Source organism: Candidatus Poriferisocius sp. (assembly GCF_965208355.1).
GTDB lineage: Bacteria > Actinomycetota > Acidimicrobiia > Acidimicrobiales > Bin134 > Poriferisocius.
Genome location: NZ_CBDBOM010000003.1, coordinates 3080507 through 3103922, shown reverse-complemented (window position 1 = coordinate 3103922; position 23416 = coordinate 3080507). Strand labels below are relative to the sequence as shown.

24 protein-coding genes and 1 pseudogene are annotated in these 23416 nt (G+C 64.2%); 10 read left to right on the top strand and 15 right to left on the bottom strand.

The window, feature by feature from the left end; translation table 11 throughout:
• The first annotated feature begins 48 nt into the window (after positions 1-48).
• On the top strand, positions 49-1020 hold the full coding sequence (locus ACOGXH_RS15725; protein ID WP_419930031.1) for a dienelactone hydrolase family protein: 972 nt from the start codon (positions 49-51) through the stop codon (positions 1018-1020).
• Between the two features lie 29 nt (positions 1021-1049).
• Here ACOGXH_RS15725 and ACOGXH_RS15720 read toward each other — a convergent pair whose 3' ends face one another.
• Positions 1050-1595, bottom strand: a complete 546-nt coding sequence (locus tag ACOGXH_RS15720; RefSeq protein ID WP_419930030.1) for a hypothetical protein — start codon at positions 1593-1595, stop codon at positions 1050-1052.
• Positions 1592-1918, bottom strand: coding sequence for a helix-turn-helix domain-containing protein (locus tag ACOGXH_RS15715; RefSeq protein WP_419930029.1), 327 nt, complete (start codon positions 1916-1918; stop codon positions 1592-1594). Before ACOGXH_RS15715 ends, ACOGXH_RS15720 begins: the two co-directional genes overlap by 4 nt.
• Positions 1919-1985: 67 nt before the next feature.
• Here ACOGXH_RS15715 and ACOGXH_RS15710 point away from each other — a divergent pair, with 67 nt between their 5' ends.
• Positions 1986-2546: a hypothetical protein gene (locus tag ACOGXH_RS15710; RefSeq protein ID WP_419930028.1), complete on the top strand. Its 561-nt coding sequence runs from the start codon at positions 1986-1988 to the stop codon at positions 2544-2546.
• A 13-nt stretch (positions 2547-2559) separates the two neighbouring features.
• Here the strand turns inward: ACOGXH_RS15710 and ACOGXH_RS15705 are convergent, their stop codons facing one another.
• Positions 2560-3357 (bottom strand): hypothetical protein, encoded by a 798-nt coding sequence (locus ACOGXH_RS15705; protein ID WP_419930027.1) that lies wholly within the window; start codon positions 3355-3357, stop codon positions 2560-2562.
• A 96-nt stretch (positions 3358-3453) separates the two neighbouring features.
• Here ACOGXH_RS15705 and ACOGXH_RS15700 point away from each other — a divergent pair, with 96 nt between their 5' ends.
• On the top strand, positions 3454-4296 hold the full coding sequence (locus ACOGXH_RS15700; RefSeq protein WP_419930026.1) for an ankyrin repeat domain-containing protein: 843 nt from the start codon (positions 3454-3456) through the stop codon (positions 4294-4296).
• A 74-nt stretch (positions 4297-4370) separates the two neighbouring features.
• Positions 4371-5552, top strand: coding sequence for an aminotransferase class V-fold PLP-dependent enzyme (locus tag ACOGXH_RS15695; protein WP_419930025.1), 1182 nt, complete (start codon positions 4371-4373; stop codon positions 5550-5552).
• A 1-nt stretch (position 5553) separates the two neighbouring features.
• Here the strand turns inward: ACOGXH_RS15695 and ACOGXH_RS15690 are convergent, their stop codons facing one another.
• Both ACOGXH_RS15690 and ACOGXH_RS15685 read right to left on the bottom strand, forming a co-directional pair.
• Entirely contained in the window at positions 5554-5778 is a 225-nt protein-coding gene (locus ACOGXH_RS15690) for a hypothetical protein (RefSeq protein ID WP_419930024.1), read from the bottom strand.
• Between the two features lie 41 nt (positions 5779-5819).
• The gene (locus ACOGXH_RS15685; protein WP_419930023.1) at positions 5820-6917 is read right to left on the bottom strand and encodes an aromatic ring-hydroxylating oxygenase subunit alpha; all 1098 of its coding nucleotides are present in this window, start codon (positions 6915-6917) and stop codon (positions 5820-5822) included.
• A 290-nt stretch (positions 6918-7207) separates the two neighbouring features.
• Here ACOGXH_RS15685 and ACOGXH_RS15680 point away from each other — a divergent pair, with 290 nt between their 5' ends.
• Positions 7208-7945: a PaaX family transcriptional regulator C-terminal domain-containing protein gene (locus ACOGXH_RS15680; RefSeq protein WP_419930022.1), complete on the top strand. Its 738-nt coding sequence runs from the start codon at positions 7208-7210 to the stop codon at positions 7943-7945.
• 19 nt (positions 7946-7964) lie between these two features.
• Here ACOGXH_RS15680 and ACOGXH_RS15675 read toward each other — a convergent pair whose 3' ends face one another.
• The 3 genes and pseudogenes from ACOGXH_RS15675 to ACOGXH_RS15665 form a co-directional block, all read right to left on the bottom strand.
• Complete coding sequence (locus ACOGXH_RS15675) at positions 7965-8420, bottom strand: UTRA domain-containing protein (protein ID WP_419930390.1); 456 nt, start codon at positions 8418-8420, stop codon at positions 7965-7967.
• Positions 8421-8480: 60 nt separating this feature from the next.
• Positions 8481-8666 (bottom strand): annotated as a pseudogene (locus tag ACOGXH_RS15670) (winged helix-turn-helix domain-containing protein); the annotation flags it as partial.
• A gap of 34 nt (positions 8667-8700) precedes the next feature.
• On the bottom strand, positions 8701-10686 hold the full coding sequence (locus ACOGXH_RS15665; protein WP_419930021.1) for a bifunctional aldolase/short-chain dehydrogenase: 1986 nt from the start codon (positions 10684-10686) through the stop codon (positions 8701-8703).
• Between the two features lie 171 nt (positions 10687-10857).
• On the opposite strand from ACOGXH_RS15665, the gene mtnA reads away from it, so the two are divergent.
• The gene (gene mtnA, locus ACOGXH_RS15660) at positions 10858-11847 is read left to right on the top strand and encodes an S-methyl-5-thioribose-1-phosphate isomerase (protein WP_419930020.1); all 990 of its coding nucleotides are present in this window, start codon (positions 10858-10860) and stop codon (positions 11845-11847) included.
• Between the two features lie 55 nt (positions 11848-11902).
• On the opposite strand, the gene ACOGXH_RS15655 is transcribed toward mtnA, so the two are convergent.
• Complete coding sequence (locus ACOGXH_RS15655; protein ID WP_419930019.1) at positions 11903-12904, bottom strand: queuosine salvage family protein; 1002 nt, start codon at positions 12902-12904, stop codon at positions 11903-11905.
• A 74-nt stretch (positions 12905-12978) separates the two neighbouring features.
• On the opposite strand from ACOGXH_RS15655, the gene ACOGXH_RS15650 reads away from it, so the two are divergent.
• Entirely contained in the window at positions 12979-13758 is a 780-nt protein-coding gene (locus tag ACOGXH_RS15650; protein WP_419930018.1) for a polyphenol oxidase family protein, read from the top strand.
• Between the two features lie 11 nt (positions 13759-13769).
• Here the strand turns inward: ACOGXH_RS15650 and ACOGXH_RS15645 are convergent, their stop codons facing one another.
• The 4 genes from ACOGXH_RS15645 to ACOGXH_RS15630 are packed head-to-tail and all read right to left on the bottom strand — an operon-like array spanning position 13770 to position 17965.
• Positions 13770-15161, bottom strand: coding sequence for an FAD-binding oxidoreductase (locus ACOGXH_RS15645; RefSeq protein WP_419930017.1), 1392 nt, complete (start codon positions 15159-15161; stop codon positions 13770-13772).
• Positions 15161-16795: a glycerol-3-phosphate dehydrogenase/oxidase gene (locus ACOGXH_RS15640; RefSeq protein ID WP_419930016.1), complete on the bottom strand. Its 1635-nt coding sequence runs from the start codon at positions 16793-16795 to the stop codon at positions 15161-15163. Before ACOGXH_RS15640 ends, ACOGXH_RS15645 begins: the two co-directional genes overlap by 1 nt.
• 58 nt (positions 16796-16853) lie before the next feature.
• Positions 16854-17414: a dCTP deaminase gene (gene dcd, locus ACOGXH_RS15635; protein ID WP_419930015.1), complete on the bottom strand. Its 561-nt coding sequence runs from the start codon at positions 17412-17414 to the stop codon at positions 16854-16856.
• Entirely contained in the window at positions 17411-17965 is a 555-nt protein-coding gene (locus ACOGXH_RS15630; RefSeq protein WP_419930014.1) for an HD domain-containing protein, read from the bottom strand. The genes dcd and ACOGXH_RS15630 overlap by 4 nt, the downstream gene beginning before the upstream one ends.
• 74 nt (positions 17966-18039) lie before the next feature.
• On the opposite strand from ACOGXH_RS15630, the gene ACOGXH_RS15625 reads away from it, so the two are divergent.
• Together ACOGXH_RS15625 and ACOGXH_RS15620 are read left to right on the top strand one after the other, a co-directional pair.
• Positions 18040-18975, top strand: coding sequence for a zinc-binding dehydrogenase (locus tag ACOGXH_RS15625; protein WP_419930013.1), 936 nt, complete (start codon positions 18040-18042; stop codon positions 18973-18975).
• Positions 18976-19283: 308 nt separating this feature from the next.
• Positions 19284-20573, top strand: a complete 1290-nt coding sequence (locus tag ACOGXH_RS15620) for a serpin family protein (RefSeq protein ID WP_419930012.1) — start codon at positions 19284-19286, stop codon at positions 20571-20573.
• 49 nt (positions 20574-20622) lie between these two features.
• Here the strand turns inward: ACOGXH_RS15620 and ACOGXH_RS15615 are convergent, their stop codons facing one another.
• Positions 20623-21255 carry an isochorismatase family protein gene (locus ACOGXH_RS15615; protein ID WP_419930011.1) on the bottom strand — a complete coding sequence of 211 codons (633 nt, stop codon included), beginning with the start codon at positions 21253-21255 and terminating at the stop codon, positions 20623-20625.
• Positions 21256-21271: 16 nt separating this feature from the next.
• A complete protein-coding gene (locus tag ACOGXH_RS15610) occupies positions 21272-22468 on the bottom strand; it encodes a CaiB/BaiF CoA transferase family protein (RefSeq protein WP_419930010.1) in 1197 nt (398 codons plus the stop codon).
• 20 nt (positions 22469-22488) lie between these two features.
• Between ACOGXH_RS15610 and ACOGXH_RS15605 the strand changes: the two genes are divergently transcribed.
• Positions 22489-23406, top strand: a complete 918-nt coding sequence (locus ACOGXH_RS15605) for a hydroxymethylglutaryl-CoA lyase (protein WP_419930009.1) — start codon at positions 22489-22491, stop codon at positions 23404-23406.
• Positions 23407-23416 lie beyond the last annotated feature (10 nt).

The following is a 23416-nucleotide window of genomic DNA, read 5'->3' as shown; positions in this document are numbered from 1 at the left end:
ACGGGACCCGGACAGGTGTGGTTCTTGAAAGGCCATTAGGGTGACTCGGTGGACGATGCCGGGGCTGTCTACGACGACGGGTTCTGCTTGGACAACGGGCTGGCGGGTGAGGCGCTGGCCATCGCGTCGGCCAATCCCAAGAACTTCTACCAGGCCATTTCCGATACGGCAGCGATGCCGCGTCTCGACCTCTGGGCCAAGCTCTTTGTGCCTGATGGGGCTGGGCCGTTCCCGGTGGTGATCGTCGTTCCCGGCAGCCTGGGGCTCCAGGCTCACCACTTGGCCCACGCATCGACGATCACCGATTCGGGTATCGCAGCATGCGCCATTGATCCCTTCGGCCCTCGGAATGTCGTTTCCACGGTGGACAATCAGATCCAGTACTCGTTTGCGGCCAGCGCCTGGGATGTTCTGGCCACTGCCGAGCTTCTGGCGACCCGACCCGAAATCGACGCTTCGCGAATCGGAGCCCAAGGCCACAGCCGAGGCGGCTCCGCTGTTCTGAGCGCCGCGTCGGTGCACCTGTCATCGGCATCCGACGCCCCGCAACTCGCCGGCGTGTACGCCGCCTACCCCTGGTGCGGCCACCAGTTCCTCGATCCCGCCGTCGGGAGCACCCAGGTCCGCGCCATCATCGGTGATCTCGACGACTGGTGCTCACCCACCCAAGTCCAAGCCCACATCCACTCCATCCGGGTGGCAGGCGGCGACGCCAGCGTCCGGATCTTGCCGAACGCCCACCACAGCTTCGACCGCACAACCCCCCTGGAGCACGAACCCGATGCTGCTGTGGCCCCCAATGCACCCACCGTTTACATCGCCGACGACGGCGCCTTCATCCTCCCCACCTCCAATGTGCCTGACCCGGCCCTAGTCGATCTCGACGGCTTCCTCTACGCCGCCAAAGCCGGCTTCGGAGTCCGCGGCGCTCACATCGCCGGCACCCCCGACCTCGCCCCAGTATTCGTCGAAGACATGATGACGTTTTGGGCCAGCGTTTTGGCTCCGAACGTGGAATAGCCCTTGGGACTAGGGATTCTGGACATCAGTCACGTTTGTCTGCTGAGGAGTGCAGCCAGTCGCTCATAACGGGGGTCTTCGTCCCCGACGATCCGCCCAGTCCAGCGGAGTGCTTCGGCGACGTTGAAGTAGGTGCCAAGGGCGATCATGGATTCGATGTCGACCCAGTCCTTCGGTCGGTCGAATACCGCCTTGCAGACGCTGAGGTGAGTGGCGGAAAGCACGCGAATGGTGTGGTTGGCGAAAGGAACTGCCACGGCCGCTTGGTCGGCCGCGTCGTGGAATGGGTCGTAGGAGAAGAAGAGATCGATGGGTGTGTTGTCCCACATGATCCGGACTTGGCCATGGCTGGTCGCTGTCTCGGCCGCCTTGGTGATCTCGACTCCAAGCTGGCTGATTGGGTCGAGTACCTCAGCGGCCCGCTCAACAGGTACGAAGACGTTCACATCGATGTCGATAGTTGCTCTTGGCTCGGCGTGATAGGCGAGCGAAATCGCTCCGCCGAAGGCATGGGGGATGTCGCCTAGAGCACTGTCGATAGCGAGAACTTTGTCGGGCAGCGACAGCCGGGTCATGACGAGTCAATTCGAGGATAGGCGAGCGGCGTGCGATTGCGGTGTCCGATGGCGTCGGCCAAGAGAAGTACATCTATGAGTCGGGAAGCATGTTCTTCGAGGCTCGCGGGCGGTGGAATGTCGGGAGGCTCGGATGCCAATCGGAGTTCCAGACGGCCACCGGCAGCAGCAACCAATCGGCGGAGGGTGCGGGTGGTTGGGTCCCGTCTTCCATGCTCATAGGCAGATATCACCGGTTGGCTTGTACCGGCACGCGTCGCCAACTCCGCCTGGCTCAAGCCCTTGCGCCGCCGCGCCTCCCGAAGCAATTCCGCCGGTTTCACAACCAGCAGTATATATCGACTTGTCTATGCAAGTGCTCTTATGTGTCCTTGTGCCATTATGTTGCTCGTGGCTCCAAATTTGGAAAAGAGAGTATTCGGCATCGATATCGACGGGTTCTACAAATGGGCCATGGGGGATCTCGTCGACAACCGGAATCGGGGGATCTTCGCGGAGTGGTTGGTAGGGCAAGCGCTCGGAGCTATCGGCGATGGCGAGGTGCGCCATGAATGGGATGCGTACGATTTGCTCTACGAGGAGAAGGTCAAGGTCGAGGTCAAGGCATCGGGACTGAGTCAGACGTGGAATCTGTATGAGCCGTCGAAGCCCAATTTCAACATTGCTCCGAGATGGCGACACTGGGTGGCCGAGACTGACGATTGGATCGTGCACGATCGCCCTGTGAGGTTCGCAGATGTGTATGTGTTCTGCCTCCATGAGCCGGTGCCGGCAACAAATGAGAACGTCTTTAGCCCAACATTTTGGAAGTTCTGGGTGATCTCAACGCAGAAACTCGACGAGGAGCTTGGGGATCAGAAGACCGTTGGTCGCGCGACGCTGGATCGGTTGGTCGAATCGATCCAGTGGTCAAAAATAAAATCCAAGGTTGACCGCCTGGAATTGGCGTAAGAGTTCGGAGCGCCTACCAGAGTTCGTCGAGGTATTGGGTGGTGCCGGGGATTGTGGGGATGAAGGGGGCTAGGAGTTCGATGCGGGCGCCACGGGCGGCGACGTCGTCGGCGAGGGTGGCGAAGGCGTCCCAGCAATCTTCGGGGTCTTGGTCGCAGAAGTAGAGGCGGAGGACTTCGGGGTGCTCGCCGGTGAGGGGCGGCAGACCGCCTTCTTTGCTGACCTGGACGAAGTCGATGATCTGGCCGATGAGGCTGCCCTCGGCGAGGAGTTCGGGGTCGCGATCGGCGCGCAGGGCTGAGGCGGCAGCAAGCACAGAGTCGGTGCTGTCGCCTCGAATCCAGGCCACCACCATGCCCGCATAGGGATGGTCGAGGGCGATCTCCGGCGGAATCGGGGCGGGTCCCCGGCCCGCCGAGCCAACAAGGTCGTAGGCGGCGGTGCTGATGTGGTCGCGGTTGGGGTTCATACGTCCGGAGGCGAACAGGTCGGGGCCGACTGCAAACGAGTAGCCGAAGGTGTCGGCGTCACGCCCCTCCTCCATCCAATAGAGGGCGATGAACGAGCCGTTGTCCACCGGATCGGCCACCGCGCCATCGGCGGGGAAGCGCAGATCCTTGAGTCGCCTCGTGGCCACGTAGCGCCGATAGGCGAAGCAACCGGGAGCGGCGGTCATGGCCGCGTAGGCATGGTCGTGCTCGTACCAGCGGTTGTACTCGTGCAGTCCCTCGCCGCGATGCGGCTCGATGAAAGTGATCATCGAGTGGCCGAGATGGATCTGGCTGCCAATTGCCAGGGTCGAATCAGACATGTCGTCGCCTCCTGTCGCTGCCGAATGATACGGCCCCGCCCACGATCCCTCCGCAACATCTAGGTGCTCGCCGTTGATGTTGCAGAATGGGCCCCAATGGGAATCAAGAGTGAAGACGAGCGAATTCAGCCCGCATTGCACTCCCTGCTGTTGGGGGACGCAGAAGGGCTCCAAGCCGCTCTCATTGCCGACCCGCCGGTAGTGACCCTCAAAGTCGAGGGGAACACGCTCTTGGAATGGACCACCCAGCCGGGAGTCGCTCCGCCATCCCCACAGGTTGTTGACGTGCTCATTGGTGCTGGTGCTGAGCTGAACCGGGCCCTCAACTTGGCCGGTTGCTGGAACCTGCCGGACCTCTGCGAGCAGCTCCTGGCCGCCGGTGCCGATCCCGTAGCCAGGGCCGACGCCGACATCACACCCCTTGAATCGGCCGCAATGCACAGTTCTATTGAGGCCGCCGATGTGCTTGTTACCGCTGGTCTGCATCGGCACTCACTGTGGCTCGCTGCCGCTTGCGGTCTGCTGGACAAAGTCAAGCGCTGGGTATCTGCTGACGGGGCACTTCTCGATGATCCGGGTATCCACCGTCCGAACTGGGTCGATGTCGGCCGACCGGCTGGCAAACCTCCCACCGTTGAGCCAGAAGAGATCCTGGGTGAGGCATTCGTCTTTGCTGCGCTCAATGACCGGCGCACTGTTGTGGACTATCTCCTCGGCGCCGGTGTCCACATTGATGTGCGCCCCTACCGCAACACGACCGCACTGCACTTCGCCATTCAATTCGGCCGTCTCGAAATGGTTCGGCGCCTACTTGAACGAGGAGCATCGACGGCCCTTGTTGACGACATCTACAGCTCTGACGCTGCCGGATGGGCGCAGGCCTGCGATGACGGAAGCGAGCGAGCAGCCACCATTCGAGAGTTGGTGGGCGCCACTTGAAATCAGGCCCTCAAGGTAGAGGCATGGGAAAAAGAGGGAATCTGTCATCCAGTGGGCCGTTGTAGGGTTCCGCGGTGGTTTCTGTGAGTCCGTGGCTGCTCGAAGACGGCGTGCTGCATCTGAACCACGGGTCGTTCGGGGCAACGCCAGCTCCGGTGTTGGAGGCACAGGAGAGGATTCGCCAGCGATTTGAGGCCAATCCCACCAAGTACTTCGTGGGCGGTGAATACCAAAGCGAATTGGACGCCGCCCGCCGGGTGGTGGCCGACTTCGTGGGGGCCGATGAGGCGGGGTTGGTGTTCGTGAACAACGCCACCACCGGGGTGAACGCCGTTTTTCGGTCGCTTGAACCCAGCCTTGCCCCGGGCGACGAGATCCTGGTGGCCGACCACGAATACAACGCCTGTGTGAACGCGGCGCTGGTCTCAGCGGCGAGGGCAGACGCCCGTGTTGTCACAGCCCAGGTGCCGTTTCCGCTGGAATCCTTCCAGCAGGTAATCGATGCTGTGCTCGGAGCCGTCACCGAGCGCACCCGGGTCGTGATGATCGACTCGGTGACTTCTGCGACGGGGCTGGTGATGCCGGTGTCCGAACTCACCGCCGCCCTTGAGCCCGAGGTGGCACTGCTGGTGGACGCGGCCCATGGCCCCGGCATGTTGGACTTCGACGTCTCTGCGCTGGGGGCCTCCTATGTCACGGCCAACTGCCACAAGTGGATGTGCGCGGCCAAGGGAGCGGCGTTTCTGTGGGTGCGAGAAGACCGCCGCGAGGGCATGTACCCCCCAGTGATCAGCCACGGCTACAACGACGCCTGGCCATCGAGCGAGAGTCACTTCCACGCCCAATTCGACTGGACCGGAACACAGGACCCGAGCGCCTGGCTCACCGTCCCCGTCGCCCTCGACACAGTGGCCGCCATGCACCCCGACGGCTGGCCCGGTGTCCGAGCCGCTACCCGAGCGCTGTGTTTGACGGGCCGAAAGATCCTGCTCGACGCTCTGGCAATCGATCCGCCGGCGCCCGAGAACATGATCGGCTCCATCGCCTCGGTGCCCGTCCCGCCCGCCGACAACTCCGGCTCGGAGATCTTCGATCCGCTCATGGCCGCTCTGGCCGACAACCACAACATCCAGGTGCCGGTGTTCACCTGGCCCGAACCCCCCGAGCGCCTGCTCCGCATCTCCGCCCACCTCTACAACGAGGAATGGCACTATCAGCGCCTAGCCGACGCCCTCCTCACCGAGCTCGGTACCTAACTCAACTGGGAAAGGCGAGCCACAAAACCGAAAGCAGGACCCAGGACGAGACCACCAGCCAATACGTAACCGGTTGGTCGCGGCGGGTGACGCGTTGGACGAAGCTGCTCTCCCCGGTGGCGATATCAAATGCGGCCCAGGCCAAGAACAGCACGGCGAAGAGCCAGATCTGCTCGGTTAGCGCAAATGCCCACAAAGCGGCAACGGCGGTCCATGTGGGCCACAACCGGAGGGATCTGGTTTGAGTTGGCCGTGCAGAAATCGGGATCACTTGATCGCCTCCGTGTGGACAGCGGGCGGCTCGATGGCGTTGATCCGCCAGTTGAGGTAGTGGCCGAAGTCGGTAACTACCCGCTCCGCGGGAACAAGAAGTCCAGGCTCAAAGTCGCCGATGGCACCACGCTGGCCTCTCTCGCAGATCGCTTTGTCCTCGGGCAGGAAATCCGGGAGGGAGTAGGCCGCCGCGTTGGTGGCTAATTGGCTGGTCCAGCGCCTGAACCGGCCACTACTGCGGTCTTGGGGGTCTGCGGCGAATGCCCCGCCAGTTCGGACCGTGCAGCGCTGAGTGTCGATCGGGTGAACCGTCTGCCAATAGAAGCCGCCGGCGTTGAACACGCCTACGAAGTTGGGTGGCAGGCTGATCAGCAGGTAGTCGTCCTGGTTTTCCACCTTGCCGCCGGTGGCAGTAGCCCTGGCCGAGCCTGCGATGTAGTAGGCGTCTTTGGTTGGCGTGTAGGGATCGAGCGTCTTGGGGTGCACCTGGAACAAGTGGTAGCTCTCCATTGCATTCACTATCGCCAGCTTCCAGTTGCATTCCCACACCTGGGTGTCCTGCTGGTCTGAACGGTGGGCCATTTGGTCGATCCCGTGTGCGACCGCGTGGGGCTCGATGGCTGCGAAACGCTTGGTAAGCGGCTCAACATCAGGATTGAGGCTCACAAACACCAAGCCGTGCCAAGACTCGACTCGGTAATTCGGCAAACAGTGCGCAGCCTTGTCGATGGCGTCCTTGGGCGTGAACGGAACCGACAACAGCCGGCCGTCGTCGTTGTAGGTCCAAGCATGGTACGGACACTGGATTCGCTTGGCGTTTGACGGCCGATCAACGAGCAGAGTTCCCCGGTGAGCGCAGAGATTCGACATCGCCGCCAATTCGCCCTGCTGATTGCGCCACAGCAGGACTGGCTGGCTGCCGATGATGACCGGAAGCTGATCGCCTTGAGCGCTTACATGATCCTCGGTGGTGACGAACACCCAATCTCCGTGCCAGATGCTGTCCATCTCGGCCTTGAGGAAAGAAGGGTCCCGATAGGCGATGTTGGGCAAGGCGCGGTCGGGAGCAAACGTCAGCGTGGTGGAACTCACAGGGTTCAATATAGCAATATTGCCGTATAAGTCCAACGGTCGTTGATAATATACGACATCGTTGTAAATCTGTGGGGGAAGAGCAAAACGGCCTTATGAGCACTGTTCCAACTCGAGCCCTTGTCCTGTCGGGGATTGGCCAGGACGGTCAAGTATCAGCTGAGCCGTTGTTTGTCATGGCTTCCCTACTCGGTCATTCCGATAAGGCAATGCGCGACTGCCTGGGCCGGCTCGTCAGGGAAGGTCTCCTAGCTCAATCCGGAGGACGGGGCCGCTCGGCGGAATATCAGGTGACCGAAGTGGGACGGGCCGCGCTTGATGTGGATCTCGGCTGGTCTGCTTATGCGCACCGCGTCGATGCCGGACTCGAACCCTGGGACCGACATTGGCGGTTGGTCGGATTCGGGATTCCAGAGAGGCGTCGGGGTGCCCGTGACGCGATTCGCAATCTCCTCGTCGAATTTGGGGCTGCCCCACTCCAGTCGGGGCTCTACGTCCACGCTTACGACCTGACTGACTTCGTTTTGCAGCTTGCCAACCACCTCAAGGTGTCCGACGCCGTGACGACTTTCGCCTCCCGAACGATCCGAATTGGGGAGGAATTGTCCGACGAACTTCTTGTCGATCGGCTTTGGCCATTGACTGACTTGACGGGCCGATACGACCTGGTTGCCCGGCAATTGGGATCCATAGCCGAGCGGGCCTCAGTCACAGACGGTGACCACATCGCCGCTTCGATGCTCTCGGCCATCGTCGCCACTGAAGAGGTCATGCGCGACGATCCACAATTGCCATGCGAACTCCTTCCTGACCGTTGGTCTGGCGCTGAGGCGCGGCAGGCATTCTTGACCGCTCACTCAGCAGCCAGCGCCCATAGTGAGCTATTCCGCAATTCCCAGTTGATGCAGTCCTACATCCACGAGATTGATCGCGCCCTCACCGAGACGTCAGGCGCCTTTTGGCAACGGTGGTTCCCCCGCCTCGTCAATGCCTATCAAGCCAGACTGCCGCCAGCAGCGACCCGCTGACGTAGAGGTTCCGGGTTGCTCAGCGGTGGCGGACGAGGCCGAACGGGAAGCGACCTTCGATGAAGTACGTGGACGATAAGAACACCGGTCGCCCCTCGCCGTCTAGGTGGTTCTGCACCAGTACGAGATAGGAGGCATCTTCCGGCTGTTCCCCCCAGCCGATGTCTTCGCCGTGAGCAGCATGGAGCTCGGTTGTTGCGACGGCGACATGATGACCGTGTCGACCGAGCAACGCGAAGACCGACCCCGTGATGTCAGAGGGGTCCGGTGCACCGCCCAGGTGGTCTACCGGGATGACGTCGTACGAGAAGGCCACGACTTCGGCATCGGCGGTCAAAGCCCTCTCGATCTCCACCACCTCTGCCGACGGGCTGAGCTGTAGCTCCTCGGCTTCCTCCTTGGAGATGTCCCTGATCGAGATGCTCCGATAGCGCATGCCGGGTTCGAGGCCGCGTCGACGAATCGTCTCGGTCATGGATTCGAGACGACGGATGTCGGCCTGGTGATCATGCCCGGTCGCGACGACGACTGTGCCGGACCCATGCCGTGTCACCGTTAGCCCGCGGCTCTCCAGGTCCTGAAGAGCCGTGCGAACCGTGCTTCGGGACACCCCGTAGTGGGTGGCCAGTTGATGCTCACCCGGCAGGCGTCTACCGGTTGGCCATTCGCCGCATTCGACGCGCTCCCGCAGGTCCCGCGCTACGCGGTCCGATTGGGTCATTGCGATCCTCTATGACGTGGTTGTCGCCCGGCAGTCACACCACTCGGATGTTGCCGCCGTCGATCGGGATTTGTGCGCCGGTTGTCGCCGCGAACGTGTCGCTGCAAAGTTCGGCTACGACAGCAGCAACGGACTTCGAGCTAACCGTTGTCCCGAGCAGATTGCGGGACTTGTACTCCTCGACGGTCAGTCCATGCTGTGCCGCCCGGGCTTCGAGGGTCTCATCGTTCCAAAGCCCGGTGTCGAACACGGCGTCGGGGTGGACGACGTTCACGCGGATGCCCTCTTCGGCCCACTCGATGGCCGCGACCCGCGCTAGTTGGGTCACGGCCGACTTGGACGCGGAGTAGGCGGCTGCGCCCGGTCCGGGGGCAGGGACGTTCTTTGATCCGATTATGACCACCCGCCCACCGATGGGCGAGAGCGCCAACAGGTCGTGAGTCGACGAGAGCAGTTGCGCGATCGCGTCGACGTTCACGGCTTGGACTGATCGCCAGTCGGCGAAGTCGAGGTCTTGAATGGGCGCTGACGGGCCGAAGATGCCCGCCGCGGCAACGACGATGTCGACCCCGCCGAACCGTTCAACTGCGTCGTCGATGGCCCGTTGCTGGGCGTCTGTGTCGGTGACATCGACCTCTCGCCCGAGCCAGTTCGGGCCTTCGAAGGCGCACTCGACAGCCGGTGAGGAGTCGAAACCAGTTACGGCGCAGCCTTGTGAGAGGAGGGCGTCGGCACAAGCCCGGCCAATTCCCGATGCGGCCCCGGTGACGATGGCGGCGCAGCCGGTGAAACGGGCCTTGGGACCGTCGAGGGCGAGCTTGGCCTGCTCGAGCGACCAGTATTCGACTTCGAAGATTTCTTCGGGCGGGAGTGCGACGTAGCCGCCGAGGTGGTCTTCGGCCCGTTCGAGCACCGGCATGGTGTGGGCGTAGATCTCAGCCGAGATGGCCGATGCCTTGGCGGTGTCGCCAATACCGAGGAGGCCGATTTCGGGGTCGACCAGGACCCGGGGCGCGGGGTCAAGCATCTTGAGTGGCTCTTCGGAGCGGGCTGCGTTGTCGTTGAAGTAGCCCCGGTAGGCCTCTGCATAGGCGTCGACGTCAGTGCCGACCACTGCTGTTCGCTTGGTTCTCAACACATGGTCCGGGGTCAATGGGCCCCGGTTGGCCAGGCTGTCAAGGTCTGGTCGAGCCACGAAGCGGGCGACTTGCGGCGTCCAGTGTCGACCCACGATGAGCGGCTTTCCGGCGACCTCTGAGAGTTGCCGGCGAAGATCGGCGAGGCGAAGGCAGCTGCACGGAGGTGGCGATTCGGTCGTTGGCGCCGCCATCGGCGCGTGTTCATCGAGCCATGCTTCGGCGCGGGAGATGAGCTCCACGTGGCGCTCGTACGCCCCTCTCGTCGTGTCGGCAAAGGTGAACAGACCATGGTTGAGAAGGACTATCCCGGAGTAGCGGTCGTCATCCCACATCTGCGACACGACCTTTGCGAGGTCGAAGCCCGGCATGACGTACGGGATGATGAGCACTTCCGGTCCATAGACGTCTCTGACCGTGGCCTCCCCTTCGGCCGTGTTGGTGAGGGTGACGATCACATCGGCGTGGCTGTGCTGCACCGCCTTGTGGGGAATCAGGGCATGGAGGAGCGTCTCAACCGATGGGGCGGGTGCCGCAGGGTCCAGGCAGGCGGCCGAGAGCTCTCGCATCATGTCCACGTCGCTTAGCGAGTCGAGGGCAAGCAGCTCGAGGAGGCGGTCGTGTCGGAGCGGGGCGAAGCCCGCTCGCTCGATCGTGGCCAGATCCCAACCCGACCCCTTCACGTAGAGCGCGTCGATTTCCTGGCCTGTGAGGTCGTGGAACGGCTTTTTGACCGACGTGTTCCCGCCACCATGCAAAACGAGAGCTGGGTCGCGGCCCAGCAGCTGAGACCCATGGACGCAGGCATCGAGGTCGTCGTCGTGTTCGCCGCCAGCGCTCGCCGACGTCCATCTGTTCTCCATGAGGCCCTCGCGACCGACCAACAATGCCTACTTGTCAGACAAATTAGGCGTTCGCCTGATGTGATGTCAACATCGGGTGCGAGGCTGCTCAGCTCATGAGCAACCGAACATCGGGGTTGAGATGTCCGTGGCTGTGCGAGTACCTTGGCCGTAGTTGTCAGACAAATAAAGGGGCGGGTCTTGACGCGTACTGTGGATTGGGTTGAAGACGCGGTGGAGATCATCGACCAGACGATGCTTCCGGGCTCGGTACAAGTACTTCCCCTCGCCACAGTTGCCGATGTGGTGGCGGCCATTGAACGGCTCTCCGTTCGGGGAGCTCCCGCGCTGGGAGTCGCGGGTGGTTTCGGCGTTGCGCTCGCCCACCGTGAGTCGGCCGGTGATCCCGCGCGGCTGGAGGCCTTGCTCAACGACCTAGAGAACGCTCGCCCTACGGCAGTGAACCTCGCGCGTATGGTCCGCCGCGTCGCCGAATTTGCTCCCCAGGGCTTCGACGCAGTGCTCAATGCCGCCTTTGAAGTCCGGGACGAGGAGATCGCGGCATCTCGCGGTATGGCAAGGCGAGGCGCCGATCTCGCTGCGCAGTTTGTGGATGGCCGGCCGCTAACGGTGATGACGATCTGCAACACAGGAGCGCTCGCCGCCGTAGAGGGCGGTACGGCGCTCGCGGTCGCCGAGGAGCTACACAAGCGAGGCCTATTGGAGGAGGTTGTCGCGCTGGAGACCCGGCCACTGCTGCAAGGCGCCCGGCTGACGGCCTGGGAACTCGCCCAGATGGACGCTCCGCACCGGCTCATCGTCGACAGCGCTGCTGCATCGGTGCTGGCCAGCGGCCTTGTCGACGTTGTCTTGACCGGCGCTGACCGGATCGCCGCCAATGCCGACACCGCCAACAAGATCGGTACGTTCGGTCTTGCGCTCGCCGCCGCCGATGCTGGCGTTCCCTTTGTGGTGGTGGCTCCAGAATCGACCATCGACCTCGAAACAGCCTCGGGCGCGTCAATCCCGATCGAGGATCGAGGGGCCCGTGAAGTTATCTCCTACCCGCTTGAAGGCACGGCTCCGCCTGAGACCCAAGTGATCAATCCTGCGTTCGATGTCACTCGGGCTGAGCTCATCACGGCAATCGTCACCGAGCGACGAGTGGTGGACCTTTCCGGGGGAGAGACACTGACTGGCTAACTGCGATCCTGAACCGCCGAGGTGACGGCGTTTTGCGGTCACCTCCCTCAGTAGGTCAATACATGATGGTGCGGGTTAGGTGGTGGGGCCAGAAGGTGGCGTGGTAACTCTTCCAGAGCCGGAAGTCCACCTGGGGGATCACAAGCGACTGCGAGGGCGGGCGAATCTGATTGTTTGCGTCGGTGAGCAGGGCAGTGGCGTACAGGGTATGAGCCCGGATCTCCACTTCTTCGGGACTGTCGGCGGGGATCAGCTCGCCTCGGTTGATGGCATCTTCCAGTTCAGCGGAGTAGGACAAAATGCCCATGAGCCGCAGGGCGACGGGAACGATGTAGTCGGCGAACGCCGTCATCCGGTCCAGATCGGCGACTGCGAAGGCACCTCCGCTGGCCAGCGCCATGTGCAGTTGCCAGAGCCAAAGTTGGGCCAGCTTGTGCAACTGCACCTCATGGCCGTCGTGGGAGCTGACGTCGTTGAACCTGGGAAACTCGGCCACTAGCCGCTCCAGTAGGCCATTTCCGTTGGCGTACATGGCTGGCGCACAGTCGGCGACGAAGCGGTGGGCACTGCCGTCGTAGCGGTCGGCCAGGATGCGGCCCGCCGTGTTTAGGATCTCGACGCGCTCATCCAGCATGGGGATTTCGATGTTTCCGCTGAACACGCGGTTCAGTTCGGCCCGACTGATCTCGGCCAGGAAGGCGCCATTGGTCAACGGCACACCGTCGTCCAGCGCCTGGTTTACGCAGGCGAACATGCCCTCGCTGTCCGACCAGGTGCGGCCCCGATAATCGGCGGCGAACTTCACCTCGGAGTCGAAGTCGGTGAAGGCGAAGTTCATGACCGCATAGAAGAAGGAGGTATCGATGATCTCCGCCGGGTCAGTCCGGTCGCTGAAGGCACCGTCCACCCGGCCAGACGGAAAGGCGAACTCCTCAAAGGCCATCCATGAGGCCACTTCCTCGATGGCCTCGACCGAGGTGTGGACGTGTCGAGAGCGATCGACCACCCCGCGTACCGACCGCAACACCGGCGAGGACCATACTGGGGATTCGGGCATTTCTCGCTTCTCCTCGACGCATCAGCGTAATGCCAGTCGTTACGATTTTGACTGGTTCGCATTGAGGGACATGCATGGATTCAGTTCGCTTTAGCTTTGACGGAGATCAGGCCTTGGCCGCGGTCACGGGCCGTGAAGGTGGCGTGAGCACGGGCGAGTTGGGCAGTCTTAACCTGAGCTTTGAGGTGGGAGACGACCCGGCACGGGTCATCGCCAACCGCAAGATCGCGGGCGACGAGCTGGGCTTCGACTTCCGCAACCTCGTGGTTCCCCGTCAGGTACACGGGGTACGGGTCAAAGTTGTAAGCGAGCACGACAGAGGCCGGGGCGCCGACTCATCGGAGTCCGGAGTGGCCACCTGTGATGCGCTGGTGACGAGCACGCCGATGATCCCAATGGCCGTCTTGGTGGCCGACTGCGCGCCGGTGGTGCTCTACGACCCGGCACAACCGGCCATCGGCATCGTGCACGTGGGATGGCGGGGGGCCATCGGGCGGATTGCGCAAAAGGCGGTGGAGACGATGGCACGGGAGCTGGGATCTCGGGTGCGAGATATCCAGGCGGGCATCGGCCCGTGCCTGCAACCGCTCTCCCTCGAAGTCTCCATGAACGAGGCCATGCAGGCTGAGGGGGAGTTCCACCAACAGCCGGTGGTGCTCTACGACGCCGGGGAGAAGCCGCACCTGGACATTCCGTACATGGTCAAACAGCAGTTGCTGGATGCCGGTGTATGGCTCAAGAACATTGAGGACTCCAGAATGGACACCCTGGACGCCCAGCGCTTCTTCTCGCATCGCGGGCAGTCGGGCAGGGCGGGACGGTGCATAGGGGTGGCCATGCTGCGAGCCCCCTAGACGGACCGCGGTCAGTCTGGGATCAAGACTCCGGGGTTCATTAGGTTGTCGGGGTCGAGGGCGGCCTTGACGGAGCGCAGGACTTTGACGCCGGCGTCGCCGAGCTCGTCGGCCAGCCAGGGGCGGCGGACGCGGCCGATGCCGTGATGGTGGGAGATGCCAGCACCGCAGTCAGTGGCCGCCTGCATGGCTGCGGCCCAGCAGGCGTCGTAGACCGACTGGTACTGGTCGGGATCAGACGGCTGGGCGGCGAAGGTGAAGTAGAGGTTGGCTCCGGATTGGTAAGCGTGTGATGTGTGGGCGGTGGCAGCGATAACCGTGGGCACCGCGCTGATGGCCTCGATGACCGCTTCGTAAAGCCGAGCGAGGTGACGCCAGCTGGTGGCCACCTCGATGGTGTCGGCCACTAGGCCCTGTTCGAAGAGCTCGGTCCAGGTCGGCACGGTGTTGCGGTGCTCGAACCAGTGATCCACTGCCCCGGGATCGGCCGGTTCTCCACCGCCCGCCTGGCACAGCTCGGCCACTGCGGCGGCCTCCAGCACGGCGTGCCCGGGCGGACCCTCGTGCAGGAAGATGGCCACGCAGCGGCCCTTGGGCACGTGGTCGCGGAAGTGGCGGCGCGACTCGCCGGCGTCGTAGAGGCGCACTACCGGGGGCCGCCAGCCGGGCACGATCACAGTGCGCATCGCGTCGATCCCGGCACCAATGTCCTCGAAGTGGAAGGCTTGGCGCACTCCCGGCTCGGGAAGCCGCCGCAGCGAGAACGTCACCTCGGTGATGATGCCGAGCGTCCCCTCGCTGCCCAGCAGCAGCTCACGAAGATCAGGCCCGGCCGACGCCCGGGGAGTAGGGCGCGACCGGTAGATCGACCCGTCGGGCAACACGGCCTCAACCGCATACACGATGTCCTCGATGTTGCCGTAGGCGGTGGAGTACTGGCCTGACGCCCGGGTGGCCACCCAACCGCCCACTGAGGAGATCTCGATCGACTGGGGCCAGTGTCCGATGGTGAAGCCGTCTTGCCGCACCCGGTTCTCAGCGTCGATGCCCATCGTGCCAGCGCCGAAGGCCGCTAGGCCGTCCACCGAGTCGAGCCATGCCAGCCCGCTCAGGCGCTCGGTGCTGATCACCACCGAGTCGGATGAGGCCATCACGCCGCCCACGCAGCCCGATCCGGCCCCTCGGGGAATCATCGGCGTGCCGTGGGACCGGCACAACTGCACGGCCGCGGCCAGCTGTTCAGTGCTTGACGGTGCCGCCACCGCAGCCGGCAGCACCAACTGTCCTTGCCACTGGTCGAATTCGGAGCGGGGCCAGGTGTCGCGGGCTCGGCTGTGGCGGGCTTCGTCGTCGAGGTGGAGATCGTCGCCCAGCAGGCCGGCGAGTTCGTCAATCAGCGCCATCAGGCGTCCGCCTTGAATTTTAACTCGCTGTCAAAGCGGTCCCGAACGGCATCGATCTCTGAGATGGTGCGGTTTTCGTCCCACCCCAGCAGGTCGCCCATCAGCAAGGCCGCCGGGACGACAAGGTCGTCTCGTTCGGCGGGCGTGTACCAGGCGGCCCGGGTACGGCGATAGACCAGGTCCTCCAGGGTCAGCGCACCGTCCACCTTTACCGCCCAGACCACCTCTCCGGCTACCACCCGGCCGCTAGGGACGATGGGCTGGTGGCCCAAGGCCAGCACCTGGTTGGTTTCGTCCCCATAGAGCCGCACCAACCGGTCGGCTAGCGGCCTTTCAAGCCCTTCGGCGGCCGCTACCGATGCGGCACAGGCATCGAGGTCCGATGAGAGGTTGCCGCCGGGGATCGGATCGGGGCCCGGATTCGGTCCCAGCGATCGGCCCAACCGCTCCGCCACACAGTCGAGCACCGTCATTGCCATGGTGCGAAAGCCGGTGAGCTTTCCGCCGGCCACGGTGATCATCCCCCCGCTTCCTACCCAAACCTCTTCTTTGCGGGAGATCTCGGTGGCCTCTTTTCCCTGTTGGGCCACCAGCGGGCGCACGCCTGACCAGGCGGCCACCACGTCGTCGAAACCCAGCGGCTCGACATCGAAGTAGCGCTTGAGCGGTTGCAGCAGGTATTCGACATCTGCCTGATCGATCTCGGGCCACAGAAGCTGTTTGCCCTGGTAACTGGTGTCGGTGGTGCCGATGGCCACCGCGTCGCCCCGGGGCAGCACGAAAACGCTCCGTTTGTCGGGTGTCGACATGATCACCAAGTTCCGCACCGGCAGCCGAGCAGCGTCGACCACCACGTGCACACCCTTGGAGGGATGGAGGCGATCAGTGGCGGCCTCCTGCTCGAATCGGGCCAGGTGCTCCACCCACGGACCGGCGGCGTTCACCACCGCTTCAGCACGGATCTCCACCCGGTCGCCGCTCACTTCGCACGCCGCCGCCACCCCGTCTACTTGACCGTCCTCCCAGATCACGTCCACCACCGGCAGTCGGCTGGCCACAATGGCCCCGACCCCGACCGCGTCGCGCAGCACGGCCAACACCAGCCGGGCGTCATCGGTCATGTACTCCCGGTAGGCGCAAGCCCAGGGGTATTCGTCCCTCCTGAGACTCGGCTCTTCCTCCGCCAAATCTCCTTGATCCCAGCTGAGGTGGCGGTCGGCGTCGTCTACCGCTCCGAGCTTCTCGTAGGTACCGATACCGGCCCGGACTTTCATCAGGCTGGCCCGGTTTCGGGCGGGCACCACCATCCAGCACGGCTCAGCCAGATGGGGCGCCATCTGGTGGACGGATTGGCGCTCCCTCGCGGTCTCCCGCACCAGTCCGACCTCACCCGTAGCCAGGTACCGCAGCCCGCCATGGATCAGCTTGGACGAGCGCGATGAGGTCCCGGCGGCAAAGTCGTCCTTCTCCACCAGAGCGACCCGCAGACCCCGCCGGGCCGCATCCCGGGCCACCCCCGCCCCGGTGATTCCCCCGCCGATAATCACCAAGTCGAACCGCTCTCCTTCCAGCCCAACCAACAGAGCAGATCGCGAGCTCGGCGTGAGAGATGTCGAAGGGGCGGGCTCAGACATAGCCAGCCAAATCTATGCCGCCCCAGCGCTCACAGGGAGGTGCCGGGCCGGTAGTCCACTACCAGTTCTTCCAGTAGCGGGAGGGGATGGGGCCTTCTTGATCCTGGTACTTGGAGCCGGCCTCGGCTGATCCGTAGGGGTTCTCGGCCGGCGTGGTCATGGCGATAAAGGAGATCTGGCCGATCTTCATCCCGGCATACAGGGTGATGGGCAGGGTGGCCACGTTGGACAGCTCCAGGGTGAGGCGGCCGTTCCAGCCAGCGTCCACGAACCCGGCGGTGGAGTGGATCAGCAGCCCGAGGCGGCCCAGCGACGACTTGCCCTCCAGCCGGGCCACCAGATCGTCGGGAATCCGCACCCGCTCAAGGGTGGAGCCGAGCACGAACTCTCCGGGGTGGAGGATGAACACCCCGTCGGGCTCGATCTCCACCGGCTCAGTGAGGGCGTCCATATTCTTCTTGACGTCGATGAGCCCTTCGGTGTGGTTGCGGAACACCCGGAAAAAGCGGTCGATGCGCAGGTCCACCGACGACGGTTGGATGGCGCCGTCAGCCAATGGCTCGATCTCGATGCGGCCCTCCGCTAGCTCCTTGCGGATGGATACGTCGGAGAGGATCACGCTTTGGGGGCGAAGAAGCTCCGCACCAACGGCTCGTAGTGCTCGAGGGGCGGTGTGGGGTATGCCGGGTCGAACGCGGGCATGTCGTATTCGGCGCAGAACTCAGCGCAGCGGTCGTAGTGGGGGTGGTCGGCGTAGGCGTCACGGCTGTTGCGGTCGAGGCCCACGTGGTGCCAGAAGTAGTAGCCCTGGAAGACGCCGTGCATCTGCACCATCCAGAGGTTCTCCTCCGACACGAATGGCTTGAGGATGGCCGCGGCCAGATCGGGGTGGTTGTAGGGGTTGAGCAGGTCGCCGATGTCGTGGACCAGCGAGCACACCAGATACTCGTCGTCCCGCCCGGCCTTCTCAGCCCGATGGGCGGTCTGGATGCTGTGGGTCAACCGGTCGACGGCGAAGCCCTGGGGTCCGGTGGCCAGATCCCGCATCTCCCGAAGTACCCGGTCGGCCAGTCCTTGCTCCAGGTAGTGGTGGGCCGAAGCAGTTGCCGCCCAATCTTCGGCGGTGGACTCGTCCATGCGGGTGAACGTGGCTTGAGTCAGCGTTGCCATGCCCGAAGCCTACGCCAACTATTGCGGTTTCACTGCCCCGAATGGCGTCTCTTGACCGTTAGATTGCAGTGCTGATGAGAGCGGTGGTGTTCGAGGGCGGCCAGGCAACTGTCGGCGAGGTTGACAACCCCCAACCGGGACAGCGGCAGCTGTTGGTGGAGGTTCGGGCCGCGGGGCTGAACGGCGCCGACTTGGCTCAGGCCAAGGGCGGTTACGCCCCGCCGCCAGGAGCGCCAGCCACCGGCGGTTTGGAGATGGCCGGCGAGGTGGTGGCTGCTGGTGAGGGCTGCCAGCGGTTCTCGGCCGGCGATCGAGTCATGGCGGTGGTGCAGGGGGGCGGGCAGGCCGAACTCTGTGTGGTGGACGAGCCGCTGGCCATGTCGGTTCCCGAGTCGCTGGACTGGGAGAGCGCTGGGGGATTCCCCGAGGTGTTCGCCACCGCCCACGACGCCCTGTTCACCCAGGCCGGTCTGGCCATGGGCGAACGAGTGTGCATTCACGGCGCGGCCGGTGGGGTGGGAGTGGCCGCGGTGCAGCTGGCCGCGGCCGCTGGGGCAGAGGTGACGGCAACCGTGCGCAACCCCGATTCCCGCCGCGCAGTGGCCGAATTGGGGGCGAACGCCATCGATCCCGCCGATTTCGTAGACGCCGGGCCGTTCGACGTGATCTTGGAATTGGTAGGCGCTCCCAACTGGCCCGCCAACCTGAAGGCCCTGGCCACCGAAGGGCGCATCATGGTCATTGGTGTGGGCGCGGGAGCGGAGGTGTCGCTGAACCTGGCGCTGCTCATGGTCAAGCGAGTACGCCTGTTCGCATCCACGCTGCGCCCCCGCTCTTTGGATCAGCGGGCCGCAGTGGCCCGTGGGGTGGAGCAACACGTGCTGCCGCTGGTGGAATCCGGCCGACTCCATGTCCCCATCGCCCGGACTTTCCCGCTGGCCGAGGCGGCCGAGGCCTACGAGTACTTCGCCACCCCCGGCAAGCTCGGCAAAGTCGTCCTGGTTCCGTAGGGGGCGATCTCCGATGACAGCGGGAACTTGAGGCATCGGTGCGGCGTCTAAATCGCATGACCAAGCTGATCGGATTGCTCGCGCTGCTTTGCTGCTTTGCTGCGGCCTGCGGCTCCTCGGACTCGCCGGCTGCCGGGCCTACTCTGCAGCCGACTGCCGATTCGACACCGCTTTTGACCCCTTTGCCAGCGCCTGAACCCACGCCGACTTCAGCGTCAACGCCGGATTCGACCCCGATGTCCACGTCTACTGCGGCGCCAACAGTAATTCCAACTCCGGTGCCGACGCCGACAGCCCTTCCAACTCCGGTGCCGACTCCCACCCCGACAGCCATTTCAACCCCGGTGTCCACCCCGACGCCCGTCCCGACCCCGGTGTCCACTCCGGTGCCCACCCCGACGCCCGTCCCGACCCCGGTGCCCACCCCCATGTCGACGCCGGTACCCACGCCGATCGCGGTTGAGGAACTGGTCACCGAACGCGAGCCCGCCGATCCGAATGCGCCGACCGAGGCTTGGGTGGCGGGAGTCAACGCCGCCGGCTGGGACTTCCACCAGCACTTGGAGGGCAACGCCGTCTCCAGCCCGATGAGCATCGGGGTGGCCTTCAGCCTGAGCCGGGCAGGAGCATCGGCAGACTCGGGTGCGGCTCTTGACAGGATTTTCGGATTCCTCGAGGCGGGCACCCACCAAGCAGCCAACTCCGTCGATCTCATGCTGGCCAAAGCCTCGGTGGAGACCACCACCCTGGAGGTGGCCAACCGGCTCTTTCCCGACGACGGGTTCTCGCCTCGCCGCGAATTTCTGAACGTCGCCACCGCCCATTACGGTGCCGACCTCCAGCCCGTCGATACCTCCAATGCCGCGGCCGCCGCCGACACCATCAATGGCTGGGTCTCGGAGCGAACCCGCGGGCTCATCCCCGTCATCGTCAACCCCGGCACCGTCAAAGACCAACAACTGGTTCTGGTAAACACCGTCTACCTCAAGGCCGACTGGCTGTTCCCGTTTCCGGCCGAATACACGACTGACCGCCAGTTCACCACCGGCAGCGGCCAGACCGTAACCACGCCCTTCATGCGCGATCGAGCGCCGGTTCAGCGTCGCTTTGTCCGGATGGAGAACGCCGACGCGGTAGAGATGCCCTATCGAGACGGTGAGCTGGCCATGTGGCTTGTCGTCCCCCACGACCCCGACGGCCTCGCCGCGGTGGAAGAGTCGCTGGACGCTGAGGCGCTGACCGGGTTGGCCAGGACTGCTCAACAGGGCACGGTCGATGTGACCATGCCCAAATGGGAGCAGACCCTTCCGCCCTCCGACCTGTTCGAATGGCTTTGCCCGCTCGGATTCTGCCGGGGAGCAGGCCTGGACGGCATCGCCCCCGGCATCTTCATTTCCGCCGCACTCCATGGCGCCAAGGTGATCGTTGACGAGAAGGGCACCGAAGCGGCCGCCGCCACCGCGATAGCGGGCACGACATCGCTGCCCCCCGAACCCGAACTCACCGTTGTCGCCGACCGTCCCTTCCTGTGGGCCATCGTCCACCAACCCACCGGAGCAATCCTGTTCGTCGGCCGCCTGGTCAATCCTGCTCAGTGATCAAAATGGTCCGATCAAGCGCCGCTCTCCACAACCTCGGTTGCGGTGCTCAATTGCGACTGGACAAGTAGTCGAGCACCTCCTGCTCGGAGACGACGTCGGCGTACTTGGCGTCGAGGTCGAACAGGTTGGCCTCGTGGACGCGCTGATCTCGGTCGCCGCAGGCGTCTTTCACCACGATGGGCACAAACCCATGCTGGCAGGCGTCGAGAGCGGTGGCCCGAACGCAGCCGCTGGTTGACACGCCGGTGATGATCAAGGTGTCGGTGCCCAGGGAAGTCAGCGTGGAGGCCAGCGACGTGCCGAAGAACCCTGAGGCGTACTGCTTGACCACCACAACCTCGTCATCGGCTGGTTCCAAGCCTTCGCCGTAGTGGCCCAGGGGGTTGCCCCGAACGAAGCACTCCAATGCGCCCACCTTGCGGAAGAAGATCCCACCGTCGGCTCCGCCGGGCTGGAACTCCACCCTGGTGTGCAGCACGGGGATCTGAGCCGACCGGGTGGCGGCCAGCAATCGGATGCACGACTCTCGGGCGTCTTCCACACTGGCGTACAGCGGTGAATCGGGGTCCAGATAGGCCTGGCAGAAGTCCACCACCACAAGGGCGGGATGGTCACCGAAACCCAGTCGGTTGCTGAATCCGGCCTGGCGGTAGTCCTCAGACAGTCGGTCATCAGTCATGCCTTCCCACCCCCCATCAATCGATTATCCCATTGGCTCGGAGCTGGCCGATGGCGTCGTCGTCGAGTCCGAGAATCCCTCCGAACACCTCTTCGTTGTGCTCGCCCAGCGTCGGACCCGACCACTCGATTGCTCCAGGGGTGTCCGACAGCTTGGGCACCACGTTCTGCATGGGGATTGAGCCGAAGTCGGGGCTGTCCACCCAGGCAATGGCCTGACGGTCGGCGAAGTGCTCGTCGGCCAACATCTCAGGGGCTCGATACATCTGTCCGTTGGGAACAGCGTGCTCGTTTAGCAGCTGGTGCAGTTCTTCGGCATCAAGGGTGGCTGTCCACTCGGCGATCAGCTCGTCGAGCTCGAGTTGGTTGTCGCCGCGGGCGAGATGGGTGGCATAGCGGGGGTCGTCGCCCAACTCGGGGCGGCCCATGGCCTCGGCCAGCCGCCGCCACACGGTGTCTTGGTTGCCGGAGATCAGATGCATCTTGCCGTCCCGGGTCGGGTAGACGTTGGCCGGCGCGATGTTGGGGATCATCGACCCGGTCCGCTCGCGGATGAACCCGGCCACGTGATACTCGGTGAGCAGCGACTCCATGACCGCCATCACCGATTCGTACAGCGCCGCGTCCACCACTTGGCCCTTGCCGGTGCGCTGGCGGGCGTGGAGGGCGTTGAGGGTTCCTATGGTGGCGAACATGGCGGTGAGGGTGTCGCCGATGCTGATGCCAGTACGGCTGGGCATCTTCTCAGGATCGCCCGTGGTGTAGCGGATGCCGCCCAGTGCCTCGCCGATCGCGCCGAAGCCGGGCTGGGAGGCGTACGGCCCGCTCTGGCCATAGCCCGACACCCGGGTGATGATCAACCGGGGATTGACGGCATGGAGCTCGGCAGGGGACAGCCCCCACTTCTCCAGGGTGCCGGGTCGGAAGTTCTCCACCAGCACGTCGGCGTTGACCGCCAGTTGTCGCACCAGATCCTGTCCGGCGGCTTCACGCAGATTAATGGTGACCGACTTCTTGCCTCGTCCGACCACCGGCCACCACAGCGACTTGCCATCGGCCTTCTCCTGGCCCCACACCCGCATGGGATCGCCGGTTCCCGGCGGCTCGACCTTGATGACCTCGGCGCCGTGGTCGGCCAGCTGTTGGCCGCAGAACGGCCCGGCCAACAGGGTGCCGATCTCGATCACCCGGATGTCGGTTAGCGCCCCAGACATCGCCGTCCTCCTCTGCCGATATGCTCAGCCTTGCTGTGAAAGAACACGTTCAAATCGTCGAGGTTGCCCCCCGTGACGGATTGCAAGCCGATCCCGCCGACCTCAGTGTCGGCCAAAAGGTCGAGCTCATTGAGCGTTTGGCCGCTGCTGGCCACACCCGGATCGAGGCCACCAGCTTCGTCAGCCCCAAGGCAGTACCGAAGATGGCCGACGGCGATGCGGTCATGGCCGCAGTGCCCCGTTTGGACGGGGTGAGCTACAGCGCCCTGGCCCTCAACCAGCGGGGGGTGGAGCGGGCCGTCGAAGCCGGCGTCGACGAGGTTTGCGGGGTGGTGGTGGCCACCGAGACGTTTTCCCAGGCCAACCAGCGGGCCTCGGTGGCCGAGTCGGTGCAGCGGTGGCGCAGCATCAGCGAGGCGGCCAAGGCAGCCGGGATCAAAACGGCGGTGACGGTATCGGCGGTGTGCGGATGCCCCTATGAGGGACGGGTGGCCATTGAGAAGGTGCTCGACATCGTGGGCGAATTGGCTGAGACCAAGCCCGATGAGCTGGTGCTGGCCGACACCATCGGTGTGGGGGTGCCCACCCAGGTGGGCGCCCTTTTCGAAGGCGCCGGAGAGCGAGCTCCCGGCGTCGCCCTGCGAGGCCACTTCCACAACACCCGCAACACCGCGCTGGCCAACATCGCGGCAGCGATGGACAACGGGGTGAGGGTGTTCGACTCCAGCCTCGGCGGGGTAGGGGGCTGCCCCTTCGCCCCCAAGGCCACCGGCAACGTCGCCACCGAAGACGTGGTGTATCTGGTACACGAGATGGGCTACGACACCGGACTCGACCTCGACGCTCTCATCGAGACCACTACGTGGCTGGAAACCCAGCTCGGCCACGGCGTGCCCAGCCTGGTGGCCAAAGCCGGCGGATTCCCTCATCCCGGTTAGTGGCCCGCCT